At 74.8% G+C, this 18,220-nt stretch carries 19 protein-coding genes and 3 tRNA genes; 7 read left to right on the top strand and 15 right to left on the bottom strand.

Translation table 11 applies throughout. The features are described 5' to 3' along the window. Positions 1 to 48: 48 nt before the first annotated feature. Positions 49 to 345 carry a hypothetical protein gene (locus tag ACTMS2_RS01745; protein ID WP_441173733.1) on the bottom strand — a complete coding sequence of 99 codons (297 nt, stop codon included), beginning with the start codon at positions 343 to 345 and terminating at the stop codon, positions 49 to 51. Positions 346 to 505: 160 nt separating this feature from the next. Here ACTMS2_RS01745 and ACTMS2_RS01740 point away from each other — a divergent pair, with 160 nt between their 5' ends. Both ACTMS2_RS01740 and ACTMS2_RS01735 read left to right on the top strand, forming a co-directional pair. After that, positions 506 to 1,363 carry a 3-hydroxyacyl-CoA dehydrogenase family protein gene (locus ACTMS2_RS01740; RefSeq protein WP_441173732.1) on the top strand — a complete coding sequence of 286 codons (858 nt, stop codon included), beginning with the start codon at positions 506 to 508 and terminating at the stop codon, positions 1,361 to 1,363. Further along, a complete protein-coding gene (locus tag ACTMS2_RS01735) occupies positions 1,360 to 2,103 on the top strand; it encodes an enoyl-CoA hydratase/isomerase family protein (RefSeq protein WP_441173731.1) in 744 nt (247 codons plus the stop codon). Before ACTMS2_RS01740 ends, ACTMS2_RS01735 begins: the two co-directional genes overlap by 4 nt. A gap of 60 nt (positions 2,104 to 2,163) precedes the next feature. Here ACTMS2_RS01735 and ACTMS2_RS01730 read toward each other — a convergent pair whose 3' ends face one another. Beyond that, a complete protein-coding gene (locus ACTMS2_RS01730; protein ID WP_441173730.1) occupies positions 2,164 to 3,513 on the bottom strand; it encodes an ABC transporter substrate-binding protein in 1,350 nt (449 codons plus the stop codon). A gap of 155 nt (positions 3,514 to 3,668) precedes the next feature. Between ACTMS2_RS01730 and ACTMS2_RS01725 the strand changes: the two genes are divergently transcribed. After that, complete coding sequence (locus ACTMS2_RS01725; protein WP_441173729.1) at positions 3,669 to 4,058, top strand: hypothetical protein; 390 nt, start codon at positions 3,669 to 3,671, stop codon at positions 4,056 to 4,058. Between the two features lie 167 nt (positions 4,059 to 4,225). Continuing rightward, a complete protein-coding gene (locus tag ACTMS2_RS01720; RefSeq protein ID WP_441173728.1) occupies positions 4,226 to 4,933 on the top strand; it encodes a DUF2786 domain-containing protein in 708 nt (235 codons plus the stop codon). Positions 4,934 to 5,007: 74 nt separating this feature from the next. On the opposite strand, the gene ACTMS2_RS01715 is transcribed toward ACTMS2_RS01720, so the two are convergent. Then, complete coding sequence (locus ACTMS2_RS01715) at positions 5,008 to 5,526, bottom strand: SRPBCC family protein (protein ID WP_441173727.1); 519 nt, start codon at positions 5,524 to 5,526, stop codon at positions 5,008 to 5,010. 205 nt (positions 5,527 to 5,731) lie between these two features. Between ACTMS2_RS01715 and ACTMS2_RS01710 the strand changes: the two genes are divergently transcribed. Further along, entirely contained in the window at positions 5,732 to 7,069 is a 1,338-nt protein-coding gene (locus ACTMS2_RS01710) for a hypothetical protein (RefSeq protein ID WP_441173726.1), read from the top strand. A 95-nt stretch (positions 7,070 to 7,164) separates the two neighbouring features. Here the strand turns inward: ACTMS2_RS01710 and ACTMS2_RS01705 are convergent, their stop codons facing one another. The 3 genes from ACTMS2_RS01705 to ACTMS2_RS01695 form a co-directional block, all read right to left on the bottom strand. After that, positions 7,165 to 7,932 carry a Stf0 family sulfotransferase gene (locus ACTMS2_RS01705; RefSeq protein WP_441173725.1) on the bottom strand — a complete coding sequence of 256 codons (768 nt, stop codon included), beginning with the start codon at positions 7,930 to 7,932 and terminating at the stop codon, positions 7,165 to 7,167. Between the two features lie 85 nt (positions 7,933 to 8,017). Further along, on the bottom strand, positions 8,018 to 8,521 hold the full coding sequence (locus ACTMS2_RS01700) for a hypothetical protein (RefSeq protein ID WP_441173724.1): 504 nt from the start codon (positions 8,519 to 8,521) through the stop codon (positions 8,018 to 8,020). A gap of 139 nt (positions 8,522 to 8,660) precedes the next feature. Further along, entirely contained in the window at positions 8,661 to 9,095 is a 435-nt protein-coding gene (locus ACTMS2_RS01695) for a VOC family protein (RefSeq protein ID WP_441173723.1), read from the bottom strand. Between the two features lie 327 nt (positions 9,096 to 9,422). Here ACTMS2_RS01695 and rox point away from each other — a divergent pair, with 327 nt between their 5' ends. Next, on the top strand, positions 9,423 to 10,850 hold the full coding sequence (gene rox, locus ACTMS2_RS01690) for a rifampin monooxygenase (protein ID WP_441174081.1): 1,428 nt from the start codon (positions 9,423 to 9,425) through the stop codon (positions 10,848 to 10,850). Between the two features lie 72 nt (positions 10,851 to 10,922). Here the strand turns inward: rox and ACTMS2_RS01685 are convergent, their stop codons facing one another. Beyond that, positions 10,923 to 11,978, bottom strand: a complete 1,056-nt coding sequence (locus tag ACTMS2_RS01685; protein WP_441173722.1) for a cation diffusion facilitator family transporter — start codon at positions 11,976 to 11,978, stop codon at positions 10,923 to 10,925. 68 nt (positions 11,979 to 12,046) lie between these two features. On the opposite strand from ACTMS2_RS01685, the gene ACTMS2_RS01680 reads away from it, so the two are divergent. After that, entirely contained in the window at positions 12,047 to 12,406 is a 360-nt protein-coding gene (locus tag ACTMS2_RS01680) for an ArsR/SmtB family transcription factor (protein WP_441173721.1), read from the top strand. 149 nt (positions 12,407 to 12,555) lie between these two features. Here the strand turns inward: ACTMS2_RS01680 and ACTMS2_RS01675 are convergent. From ACTMS2_RS01675 to ACTMS2_RS01640, 8 genes are all read right to left on the bottom strand, one after another. Continuing rightward, positions 12,556 to 12,629 (bottom strand) — tRNA-Phe (locus tag ACTMS2_RS01675). A 98-nt stretch (positions 12,630 to 12,727) separates the two neighbouring features. Continuing rightward, positions 12,728 to 12,804: transfer RNA gene (locus ACTMS2_RS01670), tRNA-Asp, on the bottom strand. A 32-nt stretch (positions 12,805 to 12,836) separates the two neighbouring features. Next, positions 12,837 to 12,909: transfer RNA gene (locus ACTMS2_RS01665), tRNA-Glu, on the bottom strand. Positions 12,910 to 13,062: 153 nt separating this feature from the next. Further along, positions 13,063 to 13,860 (bottom strand): polysaccharide deacetylase family protein, encoded by a 798-nt coding sequence (locus ACTMS2_RS01660; protein ID WP_441173720.1) that lies wholly within the window; start codon positions 13,858 to 13,860, stop codon positions 13,063 to 13,065. Between the two features lie 75 nt (positions 13,861 to 13,935). Further along, a complete protein-coding gene (locus ACTMS2_RS01655) occupies positions 13,936 to 14,886 on the bottom strand; it encodes a MerR family transcriptional regulator (RefSeq protein ID WP_441173719.1) in 951 nt (316 codons plus the stop codon). Then, positions 14,876 to 15,496: an isopentenyl-diphosphate Delta-isomerase gene (idi, locus tag ACTMS2_RS01650; RefSeq protein ID WP_441173718.1), complete on the bottom strand. Its 621-nt coding sequence runs from the start codon at positions 15,494 to 15,496 to the stop codon at positions 14,876 to 14,878. Before idi ends, ACTMS2_RS01655 begins: the two co-directional genes overlap by 11 nt. A gap of 34 nt (positions 15,497 to 15,530) precedes the next feature. Next, positions 15,531 to 17,039 carry a phytoene desaturase family protein gene (crtI, locus tag ACTMS2_RS01645; RefSeq protein WP_358166185.1) on the bottom strand — a complete coding sequence of 503 codons (1,509 nt, stop codon included), beginning with the start codon at positions 17,037 to 17,039 and terminating at the stop codon, positions 15,531 to 15,533. Further along, positions 17,039 to 18,193, bottom strand: coding sequence for a polyprenyl synthetase family protein (locus ACTMS2_RS01640; RefSeq protein ID WP_441173717.1), 1,155 nt, complete (start codon positions 18,191 to 18,193; stop codon positions 17,039 to 17,041). The genes crtI and ACTMS2_RS01640 overlap by 1 nt, the downstream gene beginning before the upstream one ends. Positions 18,194 to 18,220: the final 27 nt, after the last annotated feature.

The raw sequence follows: 18,220 nt of genomic DNA, 5'->3' as shown, positions 1-18,220 counted from the left end.
GGGTCGCGCGCCCGGATTCCCGCCCGCGGCGGGAATCCGGGGCGGGCGTCAGACCTGGACGGTCGGGGGGAGCTGCTCGGGCGGGAGGCCACCGTCGCCGTCGACCACCTCGTCCGGGGTGCCGTCCTCGTCGAGGTCGACCATCGTGATGTCCACCTTGCCGTCGTGGTCGGTGTCGAACTGGAACAGGTCGGGCTTGCCGTCCCCGTCGGTGTCGGCCACCCAGACGTCGGTGCGGCCGTCGTTGTTGGTGTCGGCACGCAGCAGGTCGACCCGCTCGTCCCCGCGGGTCTCCACGGTCTCCGCCGTGTCGGCGGCGTGCACGGTCTCCGGTGCCTGGCTCATCTGGCCCGTCCTTCCCTCGGTTGGTGCCGTGGTACCCGATCCGTCGCGCCCCCACGCATGCCGGGGAGATCGCCGCTGCATAGGGTCGGCCCATGAGCGAGTGGAGCGGGCGGCGGGGCACGGGTCGACCCCGTCCCGCCACCGGAGACAGGGAGGCGTCATGAGCGACCGCTTTGTCGTCGTCGGGGCCGGCACGATGGGGCTCGGCATCGCGTACGTGGCGGCCGGGGCCGGGCACGCCGTGGAGCTGGTCGAAGTGGACCGGGCGCGGGGCGCGGCGGCCCTCGAACGGCTCGGCGAGCTGTGGGACCGGGCGGTGGCGCGCGGCAAGCTGGACGCCGAGCGGGCCGCGGCGAACCGGGAGCGGGTGACGCTGCGCACGGGGCTCGCCGAGGTCGCCGAGGAGCCGGCCGTGGTGGTCGAGGCCGTACCGGAGCGGCCGGACCTGAAGCGGGCGGTGCTGCGCGAGGCCGAGGCGCTGCGGCCGGCACTGCTGGGCAGCAACACCTCCAGCATCCCGATCGCCGCGCTGGCCGAGGGGCTGGCGCGGCCCGAGCGCTTCCTCGGGCTGCACTTCTTCAACCCGGTCTGGGCGATGGCCCTGCTGGAGGTCGTGGTCGGCCCGGCCACCGCGACGGAGACCACCGCCGAGGCGGTCGCGCTCGCCGGCCGGCTGGGCAAGGACCCCGTCGTCGTACGCGACATGCCCGGCTTCGCCACCTCCCGGCTCGGGGTCACCCTCGGGCTGGAGGCGATCCGGATGGTCGCCGACGGGGTGGCCAGCCCCGCCGACATCGACAAGGCGATGGTGCTCGGCTACCGGCACCCGGTCGGCCCGCTGGAGCTGACCGACATCGTCGGCCTGGACGTGCGGCTGGACATCGCGCGCACCCTCCAGGCCGCGTACGGGGACCGGTTCGCCCCGCCGCCGCTGCTGGAGGAGATGGTGGCCGCGGGCCGCCTGGGCAAGAAGTCCGGCGAGGGCTTCTACCGCTGGGAAGGCGGGGTGCGCTCGTGAGCGGGCTGCGGATCGAGGAGCACCCGGACCGGCTGGTGGTGACGCTCGACCGGCCGGAGAAGCGCAACGCCATCGACGCCGACCTGATCGCCGAGCTGCACCAGGTCTGCGCGGACCTGGAGGCGCGGCCCCGCCTGCTGCTGCTCACCGGCGGCACCGAGGGGATCTTCGCCGGTGGGGCGGACATCGGGCAGTTGCGCGAGCGGGGCCGGCTGGACGCCCTCGCGGCGATCAACTCGGCGGCCTTCGCCCGGATCCGGGCGCTGCCGATGCCGACCGTGGCGGCCGTGGACGGGCCCGCGCTGGGCGGTGGCGCCGAGCTGGCGTACGCCTGCGATCTGCGGGTCTGCACGGCGCGGGCGGTGTTCGGCCAGCCGGAGGTCCGGTTGGGGATCCTGGCCGGCGCGGGTGCGACCCACCGGCTGCCGGCGCTCATCGGGGAGGCCCGGGCCAAGGAGCTGCTCTTCACCGGCCGCCGGGTGGACGCCGAGGAGGCGCTGCGGATCGGGCTGGTCAACCGGGTGGTGGCCGAGCCCGGCGAGCTGCTGCCCACCGCGCACGGGCTGCTCGACGAGATGGCGAAGGGCTCCGCGCTGGCGCTGCGGCTGACCAAGCTCGCGGTCGACGCGCCGGCCGCCGCGCACCCGCACCTCGACCTGGTCAGCCAGGCGGTGCTCTTCGAGGACGAGGAGAAGCACCGGCGGATGACGGAGTTCCTCGAGCGGCGCCGACCCCGCTGATTCCCGCAACGACGACGGCCGCACCGGTCACCGGTGCGGCCGTCCGTGTTCCAAGGTGGCTCAGTGTCGGATCTGCACCCCGGCGTCGGCGAGGGCCCGGATCACCTGGGCGGACTCGGCGAAGCCGATGATCAGCACGGCCTCCGCGCCGAAGTCCTTGATCTCCTTGGCGCCGGCGACGAAGTCCACCGGGTTCGCCTTGGCGTCGGCCGGCGGCTCGTAGGTCAGCAGCTTGAGCCGGTCGCCGCCGATGCCGGCCCGCTCCAGCTCGGCCCGGACGGTGTTCTGGAGCCCCTCGCCGTAGGAGTCCTTACGGGCCACGATGGCGATCTTCTGCGGCCCGTCGCGGAGGATCACGTCGGCCAGCGCCCGACCCTGGAGGCTGTCCGGCGGCGCGGTACGGAAGTAGAGGCCGTTGTCGTCCAACTCGGTCAGGCTGGCGTCGGTGTTCGACGGGGCGAACAGCACCTTCCCGGCCTGCACCACGTCGGGCAGCACGGCGCGGGAGATGCCGGAGGCGCCGGCGCCGATGATGACGTGGACGTTCCGCGCGACGTGGCTGGCCACGGTGGCCTTCGCGACCGCCGGGTTGGTGCCGTCGTCGCCGTCGATCCAGACCACCGGCTCGCCGAGCACCCCGCCCGCCGCGTTGATCTCCCTGATCGCCAGCTTGGTGCCGGCGGAGATCGGCGGGTACGCCAGGGCCAGGTCACCGGTCTGCGGCAGCAGGCCGCCCATGACCAGCGGTGAGCCGTCGCTGCGGTCGGTGCGGCCGCCGCGCTGCTTCTTCGCCTTCGGCGGCGCCTTGGTGCTCGCCGCCGACTCGTCCCCGGCCCCGACGAACTCCGTCTTGCCGTCGTTGAGCCGCTGGCCGTCGAAGTGCAGGGTGCCGTAGCTCGCGGTGGACGGCTCGCCGGCGTCGGTGAAGCCGGCCCGGGTCAGCGAGACGCTGCGGTACTCCACGTCGCGTCCCGCGCGGGCCAGGGTCAGGCACTCCGCTGGCGTCTCGCAGCGCTGCCCGCCGTTGGTCACCCCGACGATCTGCTTCGCGATGGCCGCCGGGTCCGTCGTGCCCGCGAGCTGGGCGGCGATCGCGCTGATCACCACCGCGTCGTACGCCTCGGCGGAGTAGAGAAAGTCGCCCAGCTTCGGGTCGAGGGACCGGAGCCGGTTCTTGAAGTCCTCGGGCAGGGGCGTGAGCGGCGTCGTGCCCTTCATGCCGTCGACCAGGCTGGCGCGATCCTTCAGCTCGGCGGGGTACGAGTTCAGCATGTTGCCGTCGGTGCCGTAGAGGCGCACCTGATGGGTGGTCGCCTCCTCGGGCTCTTCGGTCCCGCAGGCGCTCGTGGCGAGCAGGAACGTCGCGCAGGCAGCCAGGGTGGCCGCCCGCGAGGCGCGTGACTTGAACATGGTCGTCCTTCCTCCGGCGAAGGTCCGCTGCGCACATTAGCGTGCTGGGCCGCGCCGCGGGACCACGGAGGCGGCTCAATCCGCAGGTCGCCCGCCCTAACTACGGAAAGTAACCGCCGCCGGGTGGCTTGACCCCAACCCCTACCGTGCTGTGGGTGACGGACTCACCACAGCAGACGCTCGACGACGCGACCGCCGTGCTCCGCTCGGCGCTGGCCGGGGACGGCGACGCGGTGGCGGGGGCGTTCGACGCGGTCGTCGACCGGTCCGGCCTGGCCGGCGCGTACGGGGTGGCCTGGTGTCTCGCCGCCACCATGGTCGGCGACCCGGTTCCGCCGGGCACGTGCGCGCTGGACTTCCCCGGCATCGACGAGGCGGGCTACGACACCCGCTGGGTGGCGCGCTTCGTCAGCGCGTACGCCAACGCCGACGACGACACCGGCGAGGCGCTGTTCGGTGCGGCGGCGGCCGACGGGCTGCTGCCGGAGTGCCTACTCACGCTCGCCGGCTCGACCGTGGCGACGCTGCGTAGCCGGGCCGTCTGACCCGTCTTTCCGCTGGGCGCCCGCCCGCCGGTCGTCGGCACGGTCACCGCGTCCACCCGCCGGTCGGCCGCCATGCGGCGAGATCGGGCCGGCGTGACCGGTCACCGGGTCGTCCGCCGGTCGGTCGCGGTGCGGCGAGGCCGGGCCGGCGTGACAGGCTGAGCGGCATGTCCGACGCCATGCTCAGCAAGGTGCGCAAGCTGCTGGCCCAGGCCGAGGACCCGGCCTGCACCCCCGCCGAGTCGGCCGCGTTCACCGCCAAGGCGACCGAGCTGATCGCCCGCTACGGCGTGGACCGGGCGCTGCTGGCCGCCCGCGACCCGGCCTCGGACCCGGTGGGCGACCGGGTGGTCGAGGTCGTCGCCCCGTACGCCCGGGACAAGGCCGGCCTGCTCGCCGCGGTCGCCGACGCGCTGCGCTGCCGCTGCGTCCGCCGCCGGGAGGGTACCGGCTTCGCCATGCACCTGTTCGGCTTCGCCAGCGACCTGGAACGCGTCGAACTGCTGTTCACGTCGTTGCTGGTGCAGGCCGCGCACGGGCTTGCCGGCGCCGAGCCGCCGGCCGGCGCGCATGTCGCCGCCTTCCGGCGCTCGTGGCTGGCCGGGTTCGCCCACGTGGTCGGGGTGCGGCTCCGGGCGGCGGAGGCCGGGGCCGTCGCCGAGGCGGGCGCGCCCTCGGTGGCACTGGTCCTGGCCGACCGGTCGGACCGGGTCCGGCACCGCGTCGCCGAGGTGTACCCGCAGTTGCGTACCGCCGCGCCGCGCCGGCTCGCGGGCGGCGGGTTCGGCCGGGGCGCTGAGGCGGGCCGCCGCGCCGACCTCGGCGGGCGGGACGCCGCCACGGCGCGGGCCGCGCGCCCCGGCCTCGGCCGCTGACGCGCCACGGCCCTGGCGGCGACGCACCGGGGCAGACGGAGGCCGGCGACGGGCGGTGCGGTGTCGTAGGCCGGTCAGTCGGCGGCGCGGTCGGCCACCCGGGCGGCGTAGCGGGTGAGCAGTTCGTGCCAGCCGGCGGTCAGGGCCTGCCGGTAGCCCTCCGCCGCCTCGCCGTGCCGGTCGAAGTGCCGGTGCTCGACCTGCACCCGGGTCCGCTCCGGCCCCTCCGGCTGGAAGAGCACCTCCACCTCGCTCGCCCTGGCGGGATCCGGCACCGGTGCCCGGTCCGCCCCGATCTGCCAGGTGAAGACGAGCCGCTCGGGCGGATCCCAGGTCAGCACCCGGCCCCAGTCGCAGCGGAAGCCGTACGGGCCGATCTCGTAGAGCATGCCGCCGGCGCGCGGCTCCATGCCCAGGTCGGCGAGCTGCTCCGGCCCCGACCAGGTGTATTCCACCACCCACCACTGCGCCAGGCCGCCGGTGAACACCTCGAACGCCCGCTGGGCGGGAGCGGGGACCAGGAGGGCGCTGCGCAGCGCGAACCGTTCGGACTCCTGCCGGATGCCGGCCGGGTCAGCCATCTCCTGTCCCATAGGCCCGGACCATACCGGCTGATGCCCGGGTGCGCAGCTTCGCGACCGCCCGCTCCGGGCCTTTCCGCCGGCCGGGCCCGACGGCGATCTCGTCCCGGCCCGGGTGGCCGCTCGCGCGGTCGTCCGGCGGGATGTTCGGCCGGATAGCGGGTACCCGCGCCGAACGGTCCCGGCCGGCCCGGCCGGAGGATGCGGAGCGGGGAGCATGAGCGAGAACGCGCAGCAGCGGGATCCGGACCAGCTCGGCGGTCGATCGAACCGGGGCGACGGGGAGGGCGGGCCGCCCCGCCCCGACAGGGGGATGGAGCCGGCCCGTCGGGGCGGGGACACCGAGCCGGACGTCCTGCTGGACATACCCGAGGTGTCGGTCGACTCGGTGCGGCTCGCGGTGGACGAGCTGGACGCCGACGTCTCCCTGCGAACCCGGCTGGCCAATCTCCTCCAGCTCGACGCCGGGGTCCGGGTACACCTCAAGGGCGTCGAGCTGGACCTCACCGGGGTGCACGCCGAGGCGCTGCTGAAGGTGCGGCTGGAGAAGCTGGTGGAGATCCTCGACCGGGCGCTGACCACCATCGACCGCAACCCCCAGATCATCGAGGCGCTGTCGCGTACGGCGACGGCCTCGCTGGACGACGTCAACCGGGCGACGCAGCGGATCGCCAACCTGGGCGAGCGGGCCGTCGGCCCCGTGGGGCAGCTCACCGGCCCGGCGGGGCAGCCCCCGTTGGAGCGGGCCGGCGGCGCGACCGACGACCTCGGGCAGCAGGTCGGCGCCATCGGTGCGGTCGCCGACCGGTCCCTGCGTGAGCCGGGCGGCCCCGGGCAGGGCGAGGTGGGACAGGGTCCCGGGCGGGGCGGTCCCGGGCCGGGCGGGGTTGCGCAGGGCGGACCGGGCGGGGCCCGCGAAGGCGGACCGGGCGGGGCTCCCGGAGGTGGGCCGGGCGGGGAGCCCGGAGCCGGGCAGGCTCCTCGGGGTGGTGGCCTCGCCAGCGGGTCCGGGGGCGGGGGCGAGCAGGGGCAGGCGCAGCGCGCACGCGAGCAGGCGGGGCGCGAGGCGGCCCGCCAGCCGACCGGGCCCGGGGAACAGGAACACGCCCAGGGCGCCCCGGAGCGCGGCGGGCAGCAAGCGGGCGGCGAACACGGAAGGCAGCCGGCTGCCTCCGGGCCGGGCGGGCAGCAACCGGGCGGTGCGGAGCGCGGCACGTCGGAGGCGGGCGGCGAGGAGCGCGGCGGGCAGCGGCCGGGGCGCGAGGAACAGAGCGCGCGGCAACCGGGCGGTGAGCGGGTCGGCGGTCCCGGCGGCGGTACGGCCGCAACGGCCGGCGGGGATCGGGGACCCGGCGGTGGGCAGGAGGCCGGACGGGCCGAGTCGTCCGAGGGTCCGTCCGAGGGCGGCTCGGGTCGACGACCCGAAATCTCGGGCGGTGCGCAGAGCGCGGCGCAGCTCGCCGAGCAGGCGGGGGAGACGCTCCGGCAGGCCGGCCGGAGCGTCTGGGAGGCGATCCAGGACGGGGTGGCCCAGCACCGCCAGCAGAGGCGCTGAGGGGCGGCCCAGGCGGCCGGCGGGGCGAGCGCCGGGGCCGTGCCCACTCTCGTCGGGCCGGGCCCACCGCTGGGCCGGCCTCGGCGGCCCGACGGTCAGCGGCCGGACACCTCCGCCCGGTATCGCTCGATCCACTGCCGGTTGAGTTCGTCGGCCTGGCGTCGGTGCCGGGGAACTATGGCGAAGGCGTCCTCGGGCACGTCGAGCCGCAGGAAGTCGAGGATGCGGCGGGTGGTGGCGGCCATGTCCTCGGTCAGTTCCTCGTAGCGCACCACGTGCGGTCGGATTCCCCGCGAGGCGAACCACTGCTCCCAGGCCGCGTTGTGCTCGCCGATCTCGTCAAGGTAGTGGCGGATGCCGTCCGCGTCGAAGCGGGGCGCCCGCCCGGTCCCGGCGTCACCGCTGATCTCCCCACTGCCCCCGAGGAACCACTCGCCGGTCTGCTCGGCGCGCAGTCGCGACACCGCCTGCGCCAGCACGTCGTCGCGTCGCAGGAAGACGAAACCGGTACGGCCGAACGCCCTGCCCAGCAACGCGACGTCGTCGCCGGCGAGGTCGGGATGGCTCGCCGCGAGCCTGGCGAGCAGCTCCTCCAGCGTTCCCCACATGAGCTTCGCGCCGAACACGCCGTTGTCGGTGCGGCCGGCGGCGAGGGCGGCGCGTACGAAGTCCGCGTGATCGAAGCCGCCGTCGGCCGTGCGGGGGAGCCGCCACCGGTCGGCCCACAGCGACTCGTCGGGGGAGCGGAAGTATGCCTGGGGACGACCGGCGACGCCGGTGGACTCCAGCAACCCGAGCAGGAGCGAGCTGCCGGTGCGCGGGGTGCCGCAGACGAAGTACGAGTCGACGCCGTCGGTCAGCATGGGCGTACGCAATCGCAGCGCGGCCCCCGCCGCAACCGAATTCGTCTCCCGCGCCGGGCTTGTTGCTCGGCCCCCGCCAGGGCGATCAGTCGATGGCTCGCAGCGTGGCCGTGCCCACCACGAAGACGGCGATCAGCGCGGCGGAGGCGACGCGCATCGGTCGCGAGCGGCTGAAGGCGCCCACCACCAGCGCCGCCCCCAGGCCCAGCAACCAGTGGCCGACCTCGGCGTGCCGGTCGAGGTCGAAGCCGAGGTCACCGAGGGCGGTGCGCCCGTAGCGGACGAGCGCGGCGCCGCCGACCCAGACGAGCAGGGTCCAGCCGAACCGGGGGCCGGGGCGCTCGGTCAGCCGCGATCCGTGGCGGGTGAGCGTGCCGAGCAGGTAGGTCACCGCGAGCAGCGCCGCCACGCCGGCGAGCAGCAAGGCGTGCACGCCAACGAGGAACACGAGCATCACCCACCCGCCGCTGGTGGTGTCGCGCAGGAATAGGGCGGCCGTCGTGCCGACCACGACCATCTGCCCCATCGCGAGCCGCCCCGAGTTGATCACCCGGGGTGCGGTCGACCGCGCGGTCGAGCGTTCGGCCACGTCTCTTCCCCCGTCGTGCCGGCCCGCCGCACACCGGTCGCCAGGACGGGTCGGGGTCAGCGTGGCACGGCCGGGCCCTCCACCGCTGTCCCGGATCCGTCCGTCGGCGTCGGCCGGCACGCGCGGACGGGGAGCACCGTCACGCCGAGGCGGCGGCGACGCAGAACTCGTTGCCCTCCGGGTCGGCCATGACGACGTGGTGCCCGGTGACCTCCTCCAGGACGGTCCCGCCCGCCCGGACCAGCCGCTCGGCCTCCGCGCTGATCCGCGTCCACCGCTCCTCGGGGGTGCCGTGGCCCGGCACCCGGACGTCGATGTGCAACCGGTTCTTCGCCGTCTTGGGCTCGGGGACCCTGAGGATGGAGAGCGCGGGGCCGACGCCCTCGGGGTCGCAGAGCCACGCCGCGTCGTCCACCGGGTCGTCCTCCGGCAGGTCGAAACTCGCGTGCCACTCCTCGCGGGTGTGGAAGGGGGCGGGCGGCGGCTCGTCGACGTAGCCCAGTGCCGTCTTCCAGAACTCCCCGAGGAGCTTCGCGTCGCCGCAGTCGAGGGTCAGACTGATCCTGGTCGCCATGGCGGGACGGTATCGCCCACGTCCGACAGCCGAAGGGAGCGAGCCGACTGCGGGGAGGGGCCAGGAGGGGCGAGATCTCTTTCCCCGCCACCCTCAACCTATATCGCACGGGGGGACTTGCCGCAAGACCCGGGTGGTGCCCCAGAATTGTCGGCCGAGGCCAGAACCTGCGGAAATCAGAGCTTTGTGCGTTGCGTGCCGTTGTCGGCGTACGGGCCGAGGCGGGACGTCGGACGCCGACGGGACCCGCGGCGCGGCTGCGGGAGACCGGCGCGGTGGCGCAACGCGGCGGCTGGCCCAGTTCCCATCTCGTGAATGAGGGGCACCATGATCGACGTGATCGTGGTCGGCGGCGGGCCGACCGGCTTGATGCTGGCCAGCGAGTTGCGGCTGCACGACGTACGCGTGCTCGTGCTGGAGAAGGAGGCGGAACCGACCAGGTTCGTCCGCGCGCTCGGGCTGCATGCGCGCAGCATCGAGGTGCTGGACCAGCGCGGCCTGCTGGGGCGCTTCCGCGCGCTCGGCGGGCAGCATCCGCTCGGCGGCTTCTTCGCCGGCATCCCCAAGCCGGCGCCGGACCGGCTGGACACCGCCCACCCGTACGTCCTCGGCATTCCGCAGACCACCACCGACCGCCTGCTGGCCGAGCGCGCCACCGAACTCGGCGCCGAGCTGCGGCGCGGCTGCGAGCTGGTCGGGCTGAGCCAGGACGACGCGGGGGTGAACGCCGAGCTGGCCGACGGCACCCGGTTGCGCTCGCGCTACCTGGTCGGTTGCGACGGCGGCCGCAGCACCGTGCGCAAGCTGCTCGGCGTCGGCTTCCCCGGTGAGCCCACCAGGGTCGAGACGCTGCTGGGCGAGATGGAGGTGGCCGAGGACCCGGCCACGGTTGCCGCCGTCGTCGCGGAGGTCCGCAGGACCCAGCTGAGGTTCGGCGCCGCGCCTCTCGGGGACGGGTGCTACCGGGTCGTCGTGCCCGCCGCGGGGGTGGCCGAGGACCGCGCCGTCCCGCCGACCATCGAGGAGTTCCGGCAGCAGCTACGGGCGACTGCCGGCACCGACTTCGGCGTGCACTCCCCGCGCTGGCTCTCCCGTTTCGGCGACGCCACCCGGCTGGCGGAGCGTTACCGGATCGGCCGGGTGCTCCTGGCCGGCGACGCGGCGCACGTCCACCCGCCGACGGGCGGGCAGGGGCTCAACCTCGGGATCCAGGACGCGTTCAATCTCGGCTGGAAGCTGGCCGCCGAGATCGACGGCTGGGCCCCGGCGGGGCTGCTGGACAGCTACGGGGCCGAACGGCGCCCGGTGGCCGCCGACGTGCTGGACAACACCCTGGCGCAGATGCACCTGCTGTCGACTGAGCCGGGCCCGCAGGCGGTGCGTCGACTGTTGTCGGAGCTGATGGACTTCCAGGACGTGAACCGGCACCTGATCGAGAAGATCACCGCGATCGGGGTCCGCTACGACCTCGGCGAGGGCCACGAACTGCTCGGCAGGCGGCTGCGCGACGTGGGCCTGAAGCGGGGACGCCTCTACGAGCTGCTGCACGCCGGCCGGGGGCTGCTCCTCGACCGGACCGGTCGGCTCTCGGTCGCCGGGTGGGACGACCGGGTCGACCACGTCGTCGACGGCGGCGACGAACTGGACGTGCCCGCCGTGCTGCTGCGGCCGGACGGCCACGTGGCCTGGGTCGGCGACGACCAGGCGGGGCTGGTCGGTCAGCTGCCGAGGTGGTTCGGGGCTGCCGTCAGCTGAACGCGCGGCGGCCCGTGGGACGCGGGCACCCCGGACACGGGGTGCGGCCGGCGGCGCGGTGCCAGGGGCCGTTCAGATCGTCTGCCGGCGCTCGTGCGACAGGTCGGCGTGATGGTGGGCACCGGGATGGCAGTCGGGATCGGTGTGGACGGTGGCGCTGGTCAGCCGGGGCACGGCGTGGGTGAGCTGGTGTTCGGCGTCGGCGGCGATCCCGTGCGCGGCGACGAGGCTGAGGTGGGCGTCCACCACGAGTTCGGCTTCGGCGTGGAGGCGGTGACCGATCCAGCGGAGCCGGACCGTGGTGAGGTCGCGGACGCCGTCGACGGCGCGGAGCGTGGCTTCGGCCTGGTCGACGATGGCGGGGTCGACGGCGTCCATGAGCCGTCGGTAGACCTCGCGGGCGGCGTCCTTGAGGACGAGGGTGATGGCGACGGCGATGGCCAGGCCGACGGCCGGGTCGGCCCAGCGCCAGCCGAGGGCGGCCCCGCCGGCGGCGAGGAGCACGGCGAGGGAGGTGTAGCCGTCGGTGCGGGCGTGCAGGCCGTCGGCGACCAGGGCGGCGGAGCCGATGCGGCGGCCGACGCGGATGCGGTAGCGGGCGACCAGCTCGTTGCCGACGAAGCCGACGAGGCCGGCCGCGGCCACCCAGGGCAGGTGGGTCACCTCGGCCGGGTGCAGCAGCCGGGCGACAGCGGTCCAGGCGGCGGCGACGGCGGACGCGGCGATGACCGCGACGATGATGATGCCGGCGATGTCCTCGGCGCGGCCGTAGCCGTAGGTGTAGGCGCGGGTGGCGGCCCGCCGGCCGAGCAGGAAGGCGATGGCCAGCGGTACGGCGGTGAGGGCGTCGGCGACGTTGTGCAGGGTGTCGCCGAGCAGGGCGACCGAGCCGGACAGCGCGACGATGACGGCCTGGGCGACGGCGGTGGCCCCGAGGCCGACGAGTGAGATCCACAGGGCCCGTAGGCCCTCCCGGGAGGACTCCAGCGCGGGGTCGACCTTCGCGCGGGAGTCGTGCGAGTGCGGGACGACCGCGTGGGTCAGCCGATGCCAGCGGGCGGCGAGCCGGCCCCGTTGGTGACGACCGTGATCGTGCGGGTGGTCGTGGTCGTGCTCGTGGTCTTCCACCGCGTCTCCCAACGTCCCTGACGGCACAGCGGGACAGGTATCCCCGACGGCGGCGATAATATGTGCTCATGTACGCACGCGACAATGATGCAGGTGCCAACGACCTGCAACAACGTCTCCCTGTCGACAGTCACGTCGAGGCAGCTACCGAGATGGTGCGGATGCTCGCGGACGGCACCCGACTGCGGTTGATGTGGCTGCTCGTCCACGGGGAGTACGACGTCACTGCCCTGGTGGCGGCGCTGGGAGTGGCGCGGCCGGCGGTGTCGCAGCACCTGGGCAAGCTGCGCCTGGCGGGACTGGTCACGATGCGGCGCGACGGCCGGCGGGCGCTCTACAGCGGCAGAGGAGGTCACGTGCGTCGGCTGGTCACCGAGGTCGTGCACGCGGCCTCGCACCGGGTGCGCGGCATCCCCGAGCACGACTGAAGCGTCCGGCGGGCGGGCACGTGGGCACCGCAATGGCGGGCGAGGAGCCGGTCGCCACCCGGCGGCGGCCCACGGCAGCAACCCGTACGCAGAAGCGCCGACCGGCGTTTCCGCTGGTCGGCGCTTCAGTAGCCCGGCGAAAGGCTATGTGGCCAGGGGCGGGGTCGAACCGCCGACCTTCCGATTTTCAGTCGGACGCTCGTACCAACTGAGCTACCTGGCCGTGTTGCTCGGTTCATGCTACCCGCACGGCGGGTTCTCCGCCGGGAGGGTCACATGCCCCGATACGCAGAACGCCGCGCAGGGCGCGGCGTTCTCCGCTGGCGGTCCTGACGGGACTTGAACCCGCGACCTCCGCCTTGACAGGGCGGCGAGCACTCCAACTGCTCCACAGGACCTAGCTTTGTTGCCTCCGGCCGAAGCCGGACCGTGCCCCCAACGGGATTCGAACCCGTGCTACCGCCTTGAAAGGGCGGCGTCCTGGGCCGCTAGACGATGAGGGCGGCCCCGCCATCATTGCACACTCGCAACTTCAAGCGGACTTGCTCCCATCCGGCCCCGCCGGAGGCTTGGATAGCTTACGTGATGATCGGTCCGTCGACCAAACCGGTATGGCCCTAGCCACAGCGCCCCGCAAAACCGCAGGTCAGGGGGCTCTAGCGGAGCCGGGCGACGCCGTAGCGGCGCTTCAGGTCGGCGATCAGGCGTGGGCAGGCGGCCAGCGTGGCCGCCCGATCACCGCCGCCGTCGTGCAGCAGCACGACGGAGCCGGGGCGGGTCGCGGCGCGTACCCGCTTGGCGATCGTCGCGGCGGTCGGCTTGCCCCAGTCCTGCGGGTCGACGTGCCAGTGCAGCGACCGCATGCCGAGCTGCTTGGCGACCGTCACCACCTCGGCCGTCCACCGGCCGCCCGGCTGCCGGTAGAACGGCACCTTGGCGCCCGGCACCGCCGCCCGGATGGCCGCGTTGGTGCGCAGGAGGTCCCGCCGGATCTCGGCGGCCGGCCGTCGGGCGAGATCCAGATCGTGGTTCCAACTGTGGTTGCAGAGCTGGTGGCCCTCCCGCACGATCCGCCGGACCAGGTCGGGATGGCGCCGGGCCTGCTTGCCCACCACGCAGAAGGTGGCGGTTACCCGGGCCGCCCGGAGGCGGTCGAGGACCTTTGGCGTCCAGGTCGGATCCGGCCCGTCGTCGAAGGTCAACGCCACCGTCCGTACGCCGGTGGTGCGTCGCAGCCCCGCCGGCAGCTTGGTCGGCAGCGGGCGGACCAGGCGCCGGGGTGGGGTGGGGCGGCTGGGTCGCGGGCCGGCCGACGGCGCGGGCTCGGCCGGCAGCGGGGCGGAGGCGACGGGTGCGGGCCCGGCGGCCCGCCGGCCGCTCGTGGTGCCGTCGCCGCAGCCGCCGAGGAGGAGGACCAGTGCCAGGCCGGCGGCCAGCACGGCGCGTGGGCGCATCGTTCGCTCCCGGAGGGGTCGGGGTCGGCGGACCTCCCGACGCTAGTGGACGGCGTCCCGCCCCGGGATCCCCGGTCAGTCCGCCGACGCCTGGTCCAGCGAGTCGCGCAGGGCGAGCGCCAGCGAGACCGCCTCGGTGAGGTCGACCGGCCGGACCACCCCGGCGGGCAGCGAGTCCGCCAGCCAACCCGGCCCTGCGGCGAGCACCAGCAGCGGCCGGCGGGGCGCGGCGAGGAGGGCGTTGAGCTGGGCGGGATCGGCGGTGGCCCGGGTGTGCGACCAGATCACCACGGCGGCCGGCCCGGTCCGGTTGACGGCCTCGAGCAGCGCGGGCAGCGGCATCCGGGCGCCGAGCATCCGGTAGCCGACCCCCGCCTCGGCGAGCGCGGCGGCGAGCGCCTCCAACGGCAGGGTGTGCTGCTCCTCGTCGGCGCAGGAGAGCACGATGCGCGCCGGCCCGGCGGGCGCGGCGGCCCGGGCGACCACCGCGAACGCCTCCGAGACGCAGCGCGACATCAGGTGCTCGACCTCGACGAGGCCGCCGGTGGCGACGTGCCGCTCGCCGATGCCGAAGAGCACGGGACGCAGCAGACCTTCCCAGGTGGCGATCACACCGTTCGCCTCCAGGCTCCGGGCGATCGTCTCTCCGATCGCCACCGAGTCCAGCCGCATGGCGGCGCGGGCCAGCCCCCGGGCCGCCGGTCCGGCCCGGCCGACGGGGATCGTCGAACCGCCGCCGTCGCGGCCGGCGACGGCGCGCACCCGTGGGGGTACGGCCGCGTCGGCGGGCACGGCGTCCGGCGCCCGGCGGGCCCAGCGGGCCGCCTCCGCCGGGGTGACCCCCTGGGCGGTGAGCCGCCGCATGACCTCCAGGCGCGCGAGGTCGGCCGGCGTGTAGCGCCGGTGGTGCCCGGGTACGTGCTCGCTTGGCCCGAGGCCGTAGCGCTGGTGCCAGGTGCGCAGGGTGGTCACGGCCACGCCCAGCCGTCGGGCGACGGCTCCCGCGCTCAGCGCCTCATCGGCCACCCGACCGCTCCGACGCGTCGTTCGCCGGCGGGCCGGACGGGATGCCGGGCTGGCCCGGCGGGCCGGCGGCCGGCCCCGACGGGTGCAGCAGCCGGTTCACCACCCCGCCCAGCCAGGGGGCGTACGCGCGGGGGTCGGCGTCGAGGTCGGCCGTCAGCGCGGCGGGGTCGGCCCAGCGCAGCTCGGCCACCTCGTCGGGATCCGGCAGCAGTGGGCTGCCCGGCCGGAACTCGCCCCGCAGGACGTGGTCGTACTCGAACTCGACCCGACCGGTGGCCGGGTCCTCGGCGTAGTAGATGTACACCCCGACCTCGGTCAGCTCGACCGGGTCGGCGCCGAGCTCCTCGCGCAGCCGGCGGTTGGCGGCCTCGACCAGGGACTCGCCGGGCGTGGGGTGGCCGCAGCACGCGTTGGCCCAGCGCAGCGGGAAGCGGGTCTTGACCGCTGCCCGCCGTTGCAGCAGCACCCGGCCCCCGGGGTCGACGAGCAGCACCGAGAAGGCGCGGTGGAGCTGGCCCGGGGGCTGGTGGGCGGCCGACACGGTGGTCTCGCCCCGCGCCAGTCCGGCGTCGTCCACGAGCTCGACGAGGTGCGTCTCGCGGCTGGTCACGGCAGGTGTCTCCCTGTTGCGAGGGGGCGGGCCATCAGGCATCACCGGTGATGCGGCCGGCGGCTAGCTTGCCGGAGATGAGCACCATGGGCACGCCGACGCCGGGCTGGGTGCCCGAGCCGACGAAGACGACGTTCGACAGCGTCCGGTGCAGGTTCGACGGGCGGAACGGGCCGGTCTGGAAGAGGCTGTGCGCGGCGGCGAACGGGGTGCCGGCGGCCATGCCCTGCTCGGCCCACTCGGCCGGGGTCACGGCCCGCAGCACCTCGACGCCGGCGCCGAAGCCGAGATAGCCGCGCTCCTCCAGGGTGCCGACGAGCTGATCGGCGTAGCGCTCGGTGAAGTCGCCCCGCCAGTCGAACGGCGCCCGGTCGAGGTTGGGCACCGGGGCGAGCACGTAGTAGGTGTGCCGCCCGGCCGGGGCCACCGACGGGTCGGTCCGGCTCGGGTTGGTGACCAGCAGGGACGGGTCGCTCATCAGCTGGCCCCGCCTGATGACCTCATCGAAGGTGCCCTTCCACGACCGTCCGAAGTGGATGTTGTGGTGGGCGATCTTCCCATATCCCTGTGTCGACCCGACGTGCAGGACCACGCAGGAGGGGGAGTAGGTGAGCTTGCGCGGGCGGCTCGGCGGCAGCAGGTCACGGTAGGCGACCGGCAGGTCGGGGTTGAGCACGACCACGTCGGCCGGGATCAGCTCGCCGTCGGCGGTCACCACCCCGGTGGCCCGGCCGTGGGCGGTCTCCACCCTGGTCACCGTGGTGTCGTAGCGGATCTCGACGCCGTGCTTCTCGGCGGCGCCGGCCATGCCGCGCGAGACGGCGTGGATGCCGCCGCGCGGGAAATAGACCCCGGCGACCGAGTCGAGGTACGCGATGACCGCGTAGATGGCCAGCGCGTCGTGCGGGGCGAGGCCGGCGTACATGGCCTGGAAGGAGAAGATCCGCTGGGTGCGCGGGTCGCGGAAGAACTGGTTGATCTTCGTCTGGAGTCGGCGGAAGGCGCCCCCGGCCAGCAGCTTGACCAGGTTGCCGGTGAGCAGGTCGGTGGGGGCGTCCAGGTTGCGCTCGATGAAGTCGGCGCGTTCCCACTGCCAGAGCCTGCGCGCGTAGTCGACGAAGCGCAGGTAGCCGTCCGCCTCGCGCGGGCCGCACACCCGGGCGATCTCGGCGGCCATCCGCGTGGTGTCGGTGATGACGTCCAGCGTCGACCCGTCCGGGTAGTACGCCCGGTACGCCGGGTCGAGCGGGGTGAGGTCCAGCCAGTCGTCCAGTTCCTCGCCGACCGCGCCGAGCGCCTCGGCGATCAGGTCGGGCATGGTGAGCACGGTGGGCCCGGTGTCGAACTCGTAGCCGTCCACGCTGAGCCGGCCGGCCCGGCCGCCCGGCACCGGCTCGCGCTCCAGCACGGTCACCTGCCGACCGCTGCCCGCCAGGTGCAGCGCGCAGGCGAGCCCGCCCAGCCCGGCGCCGACGACGACCACCCGGTCCGTACGCCCGTCAACGGTGCGCACGCGACCACCTCCTTGTGCGAAGTTGACCATCATGCCCGCCGGTTGGTGGCGGCGGTGGCGAGACCGGTCAGCGCGGTGCGCGCGGTCTCGTCGATCGACGCGGTGCCGAGCGCGCCCAGCGCCTCGGTGACCCGGTCGGAGATCATGCGTTCGACCCGGTCGACGGCCCCGGTGTCGGCGACCACCTCGGCGAGGCGGGCGACCTCCGCGTCCCCCACGCCGCCGCCGAGGCCGTCCAGCACGAGCCGCTGGGCCGGCGTGGCGAGCTGCCGGGCCAGCATGAGCAGCACGGTCGGCTTGCCGGTGCGCAGGTCGTCGCCGGCCGGCTTGCCGGTGGTGGCCGGGTCGCCGTAGACGCCGAGGAGGTCGTCGCAGAGCTGGAACGCCTCGCCCACGGCGAGCCCGTAGCGGGTGTACGCGGCGGTCAGCGGGGCGTCGTCCCCGACGCCGGCCAGGCGGGCGCCGAAGAGCAGTGGCCGCTGCACCGTGTAGCTGGCGGTCTTGTAGCGGGCCACCCGCAGGGCCCGGTCGACAGACCAGTTCCCGGCGTCGCTCTCGCCGAGCACGTCGAGGTACTGCCCGGCGATCGTCTCCACGCGCATCTGGTCGTAGCAGCGCCGGACGTCGAGCAGGCGGGCCGGCGGCAGGGCCGCGTGCGCGAGGAGCCGGTCGGCCCAGACCATGCAGAGGTCGCCGATCAGCACCGCGACCGACTCACCGAACCGACGCGGGTCGCCCCGATGGCCGGCCGCGGTGTGCCGGGCGGCAAGCGCCTCGTGCACGCTCGGCTGGCCCCGGCGCGTCGCGGAGGCGTCCATCACGTCGTCCTGCACCAGGGCGAAGGTGTGCAGCAGCTCCAGGGCGGCGAAGGCGGGCAGCACCGGCGGCAGCGAGCCGGTGCCGCCGGGCACGCCGCGCCACCCCCAGTAGGCGAACGTGGGGCGGACGCGCTTGCCGCCGGCCAGCACGCAGTCGCGGGCCGTCGCGGCGAATTCCCCCATCGCCGCGTCGATCTCGCCCAGCGCGTCGACCTCCGGGGCCAGGAAGGCGGCGAGGGTGTCCTCCACCGCCGTGACCAGGTCCTTCGTGTACGCGGCCAGAACCGCGCGCACCGGATCGTCCCCGTCGGCCGGGCCGGCGGGGGCCACGCGGAGCGAATTACCCGCAACTGCGTCGTTGGCCATGCGGCCGAGCGTACCCTAGGCTTACGA

This window comes from Micromonospora sp. SD12 (assembly GCF_052068495.1).
Taxonomy (GTDB): domain Bacteria; phylum Actinomycetota; class Actinomycetes; order Mycobacteriales; family Micromonosporaceae; genus Micromonospora; species Micromonospora echinofusca.
Note: the sequence above shows the minus strand (reverse complement) of the source record. Positions and strands in the feature narration are given on the sequence as shown.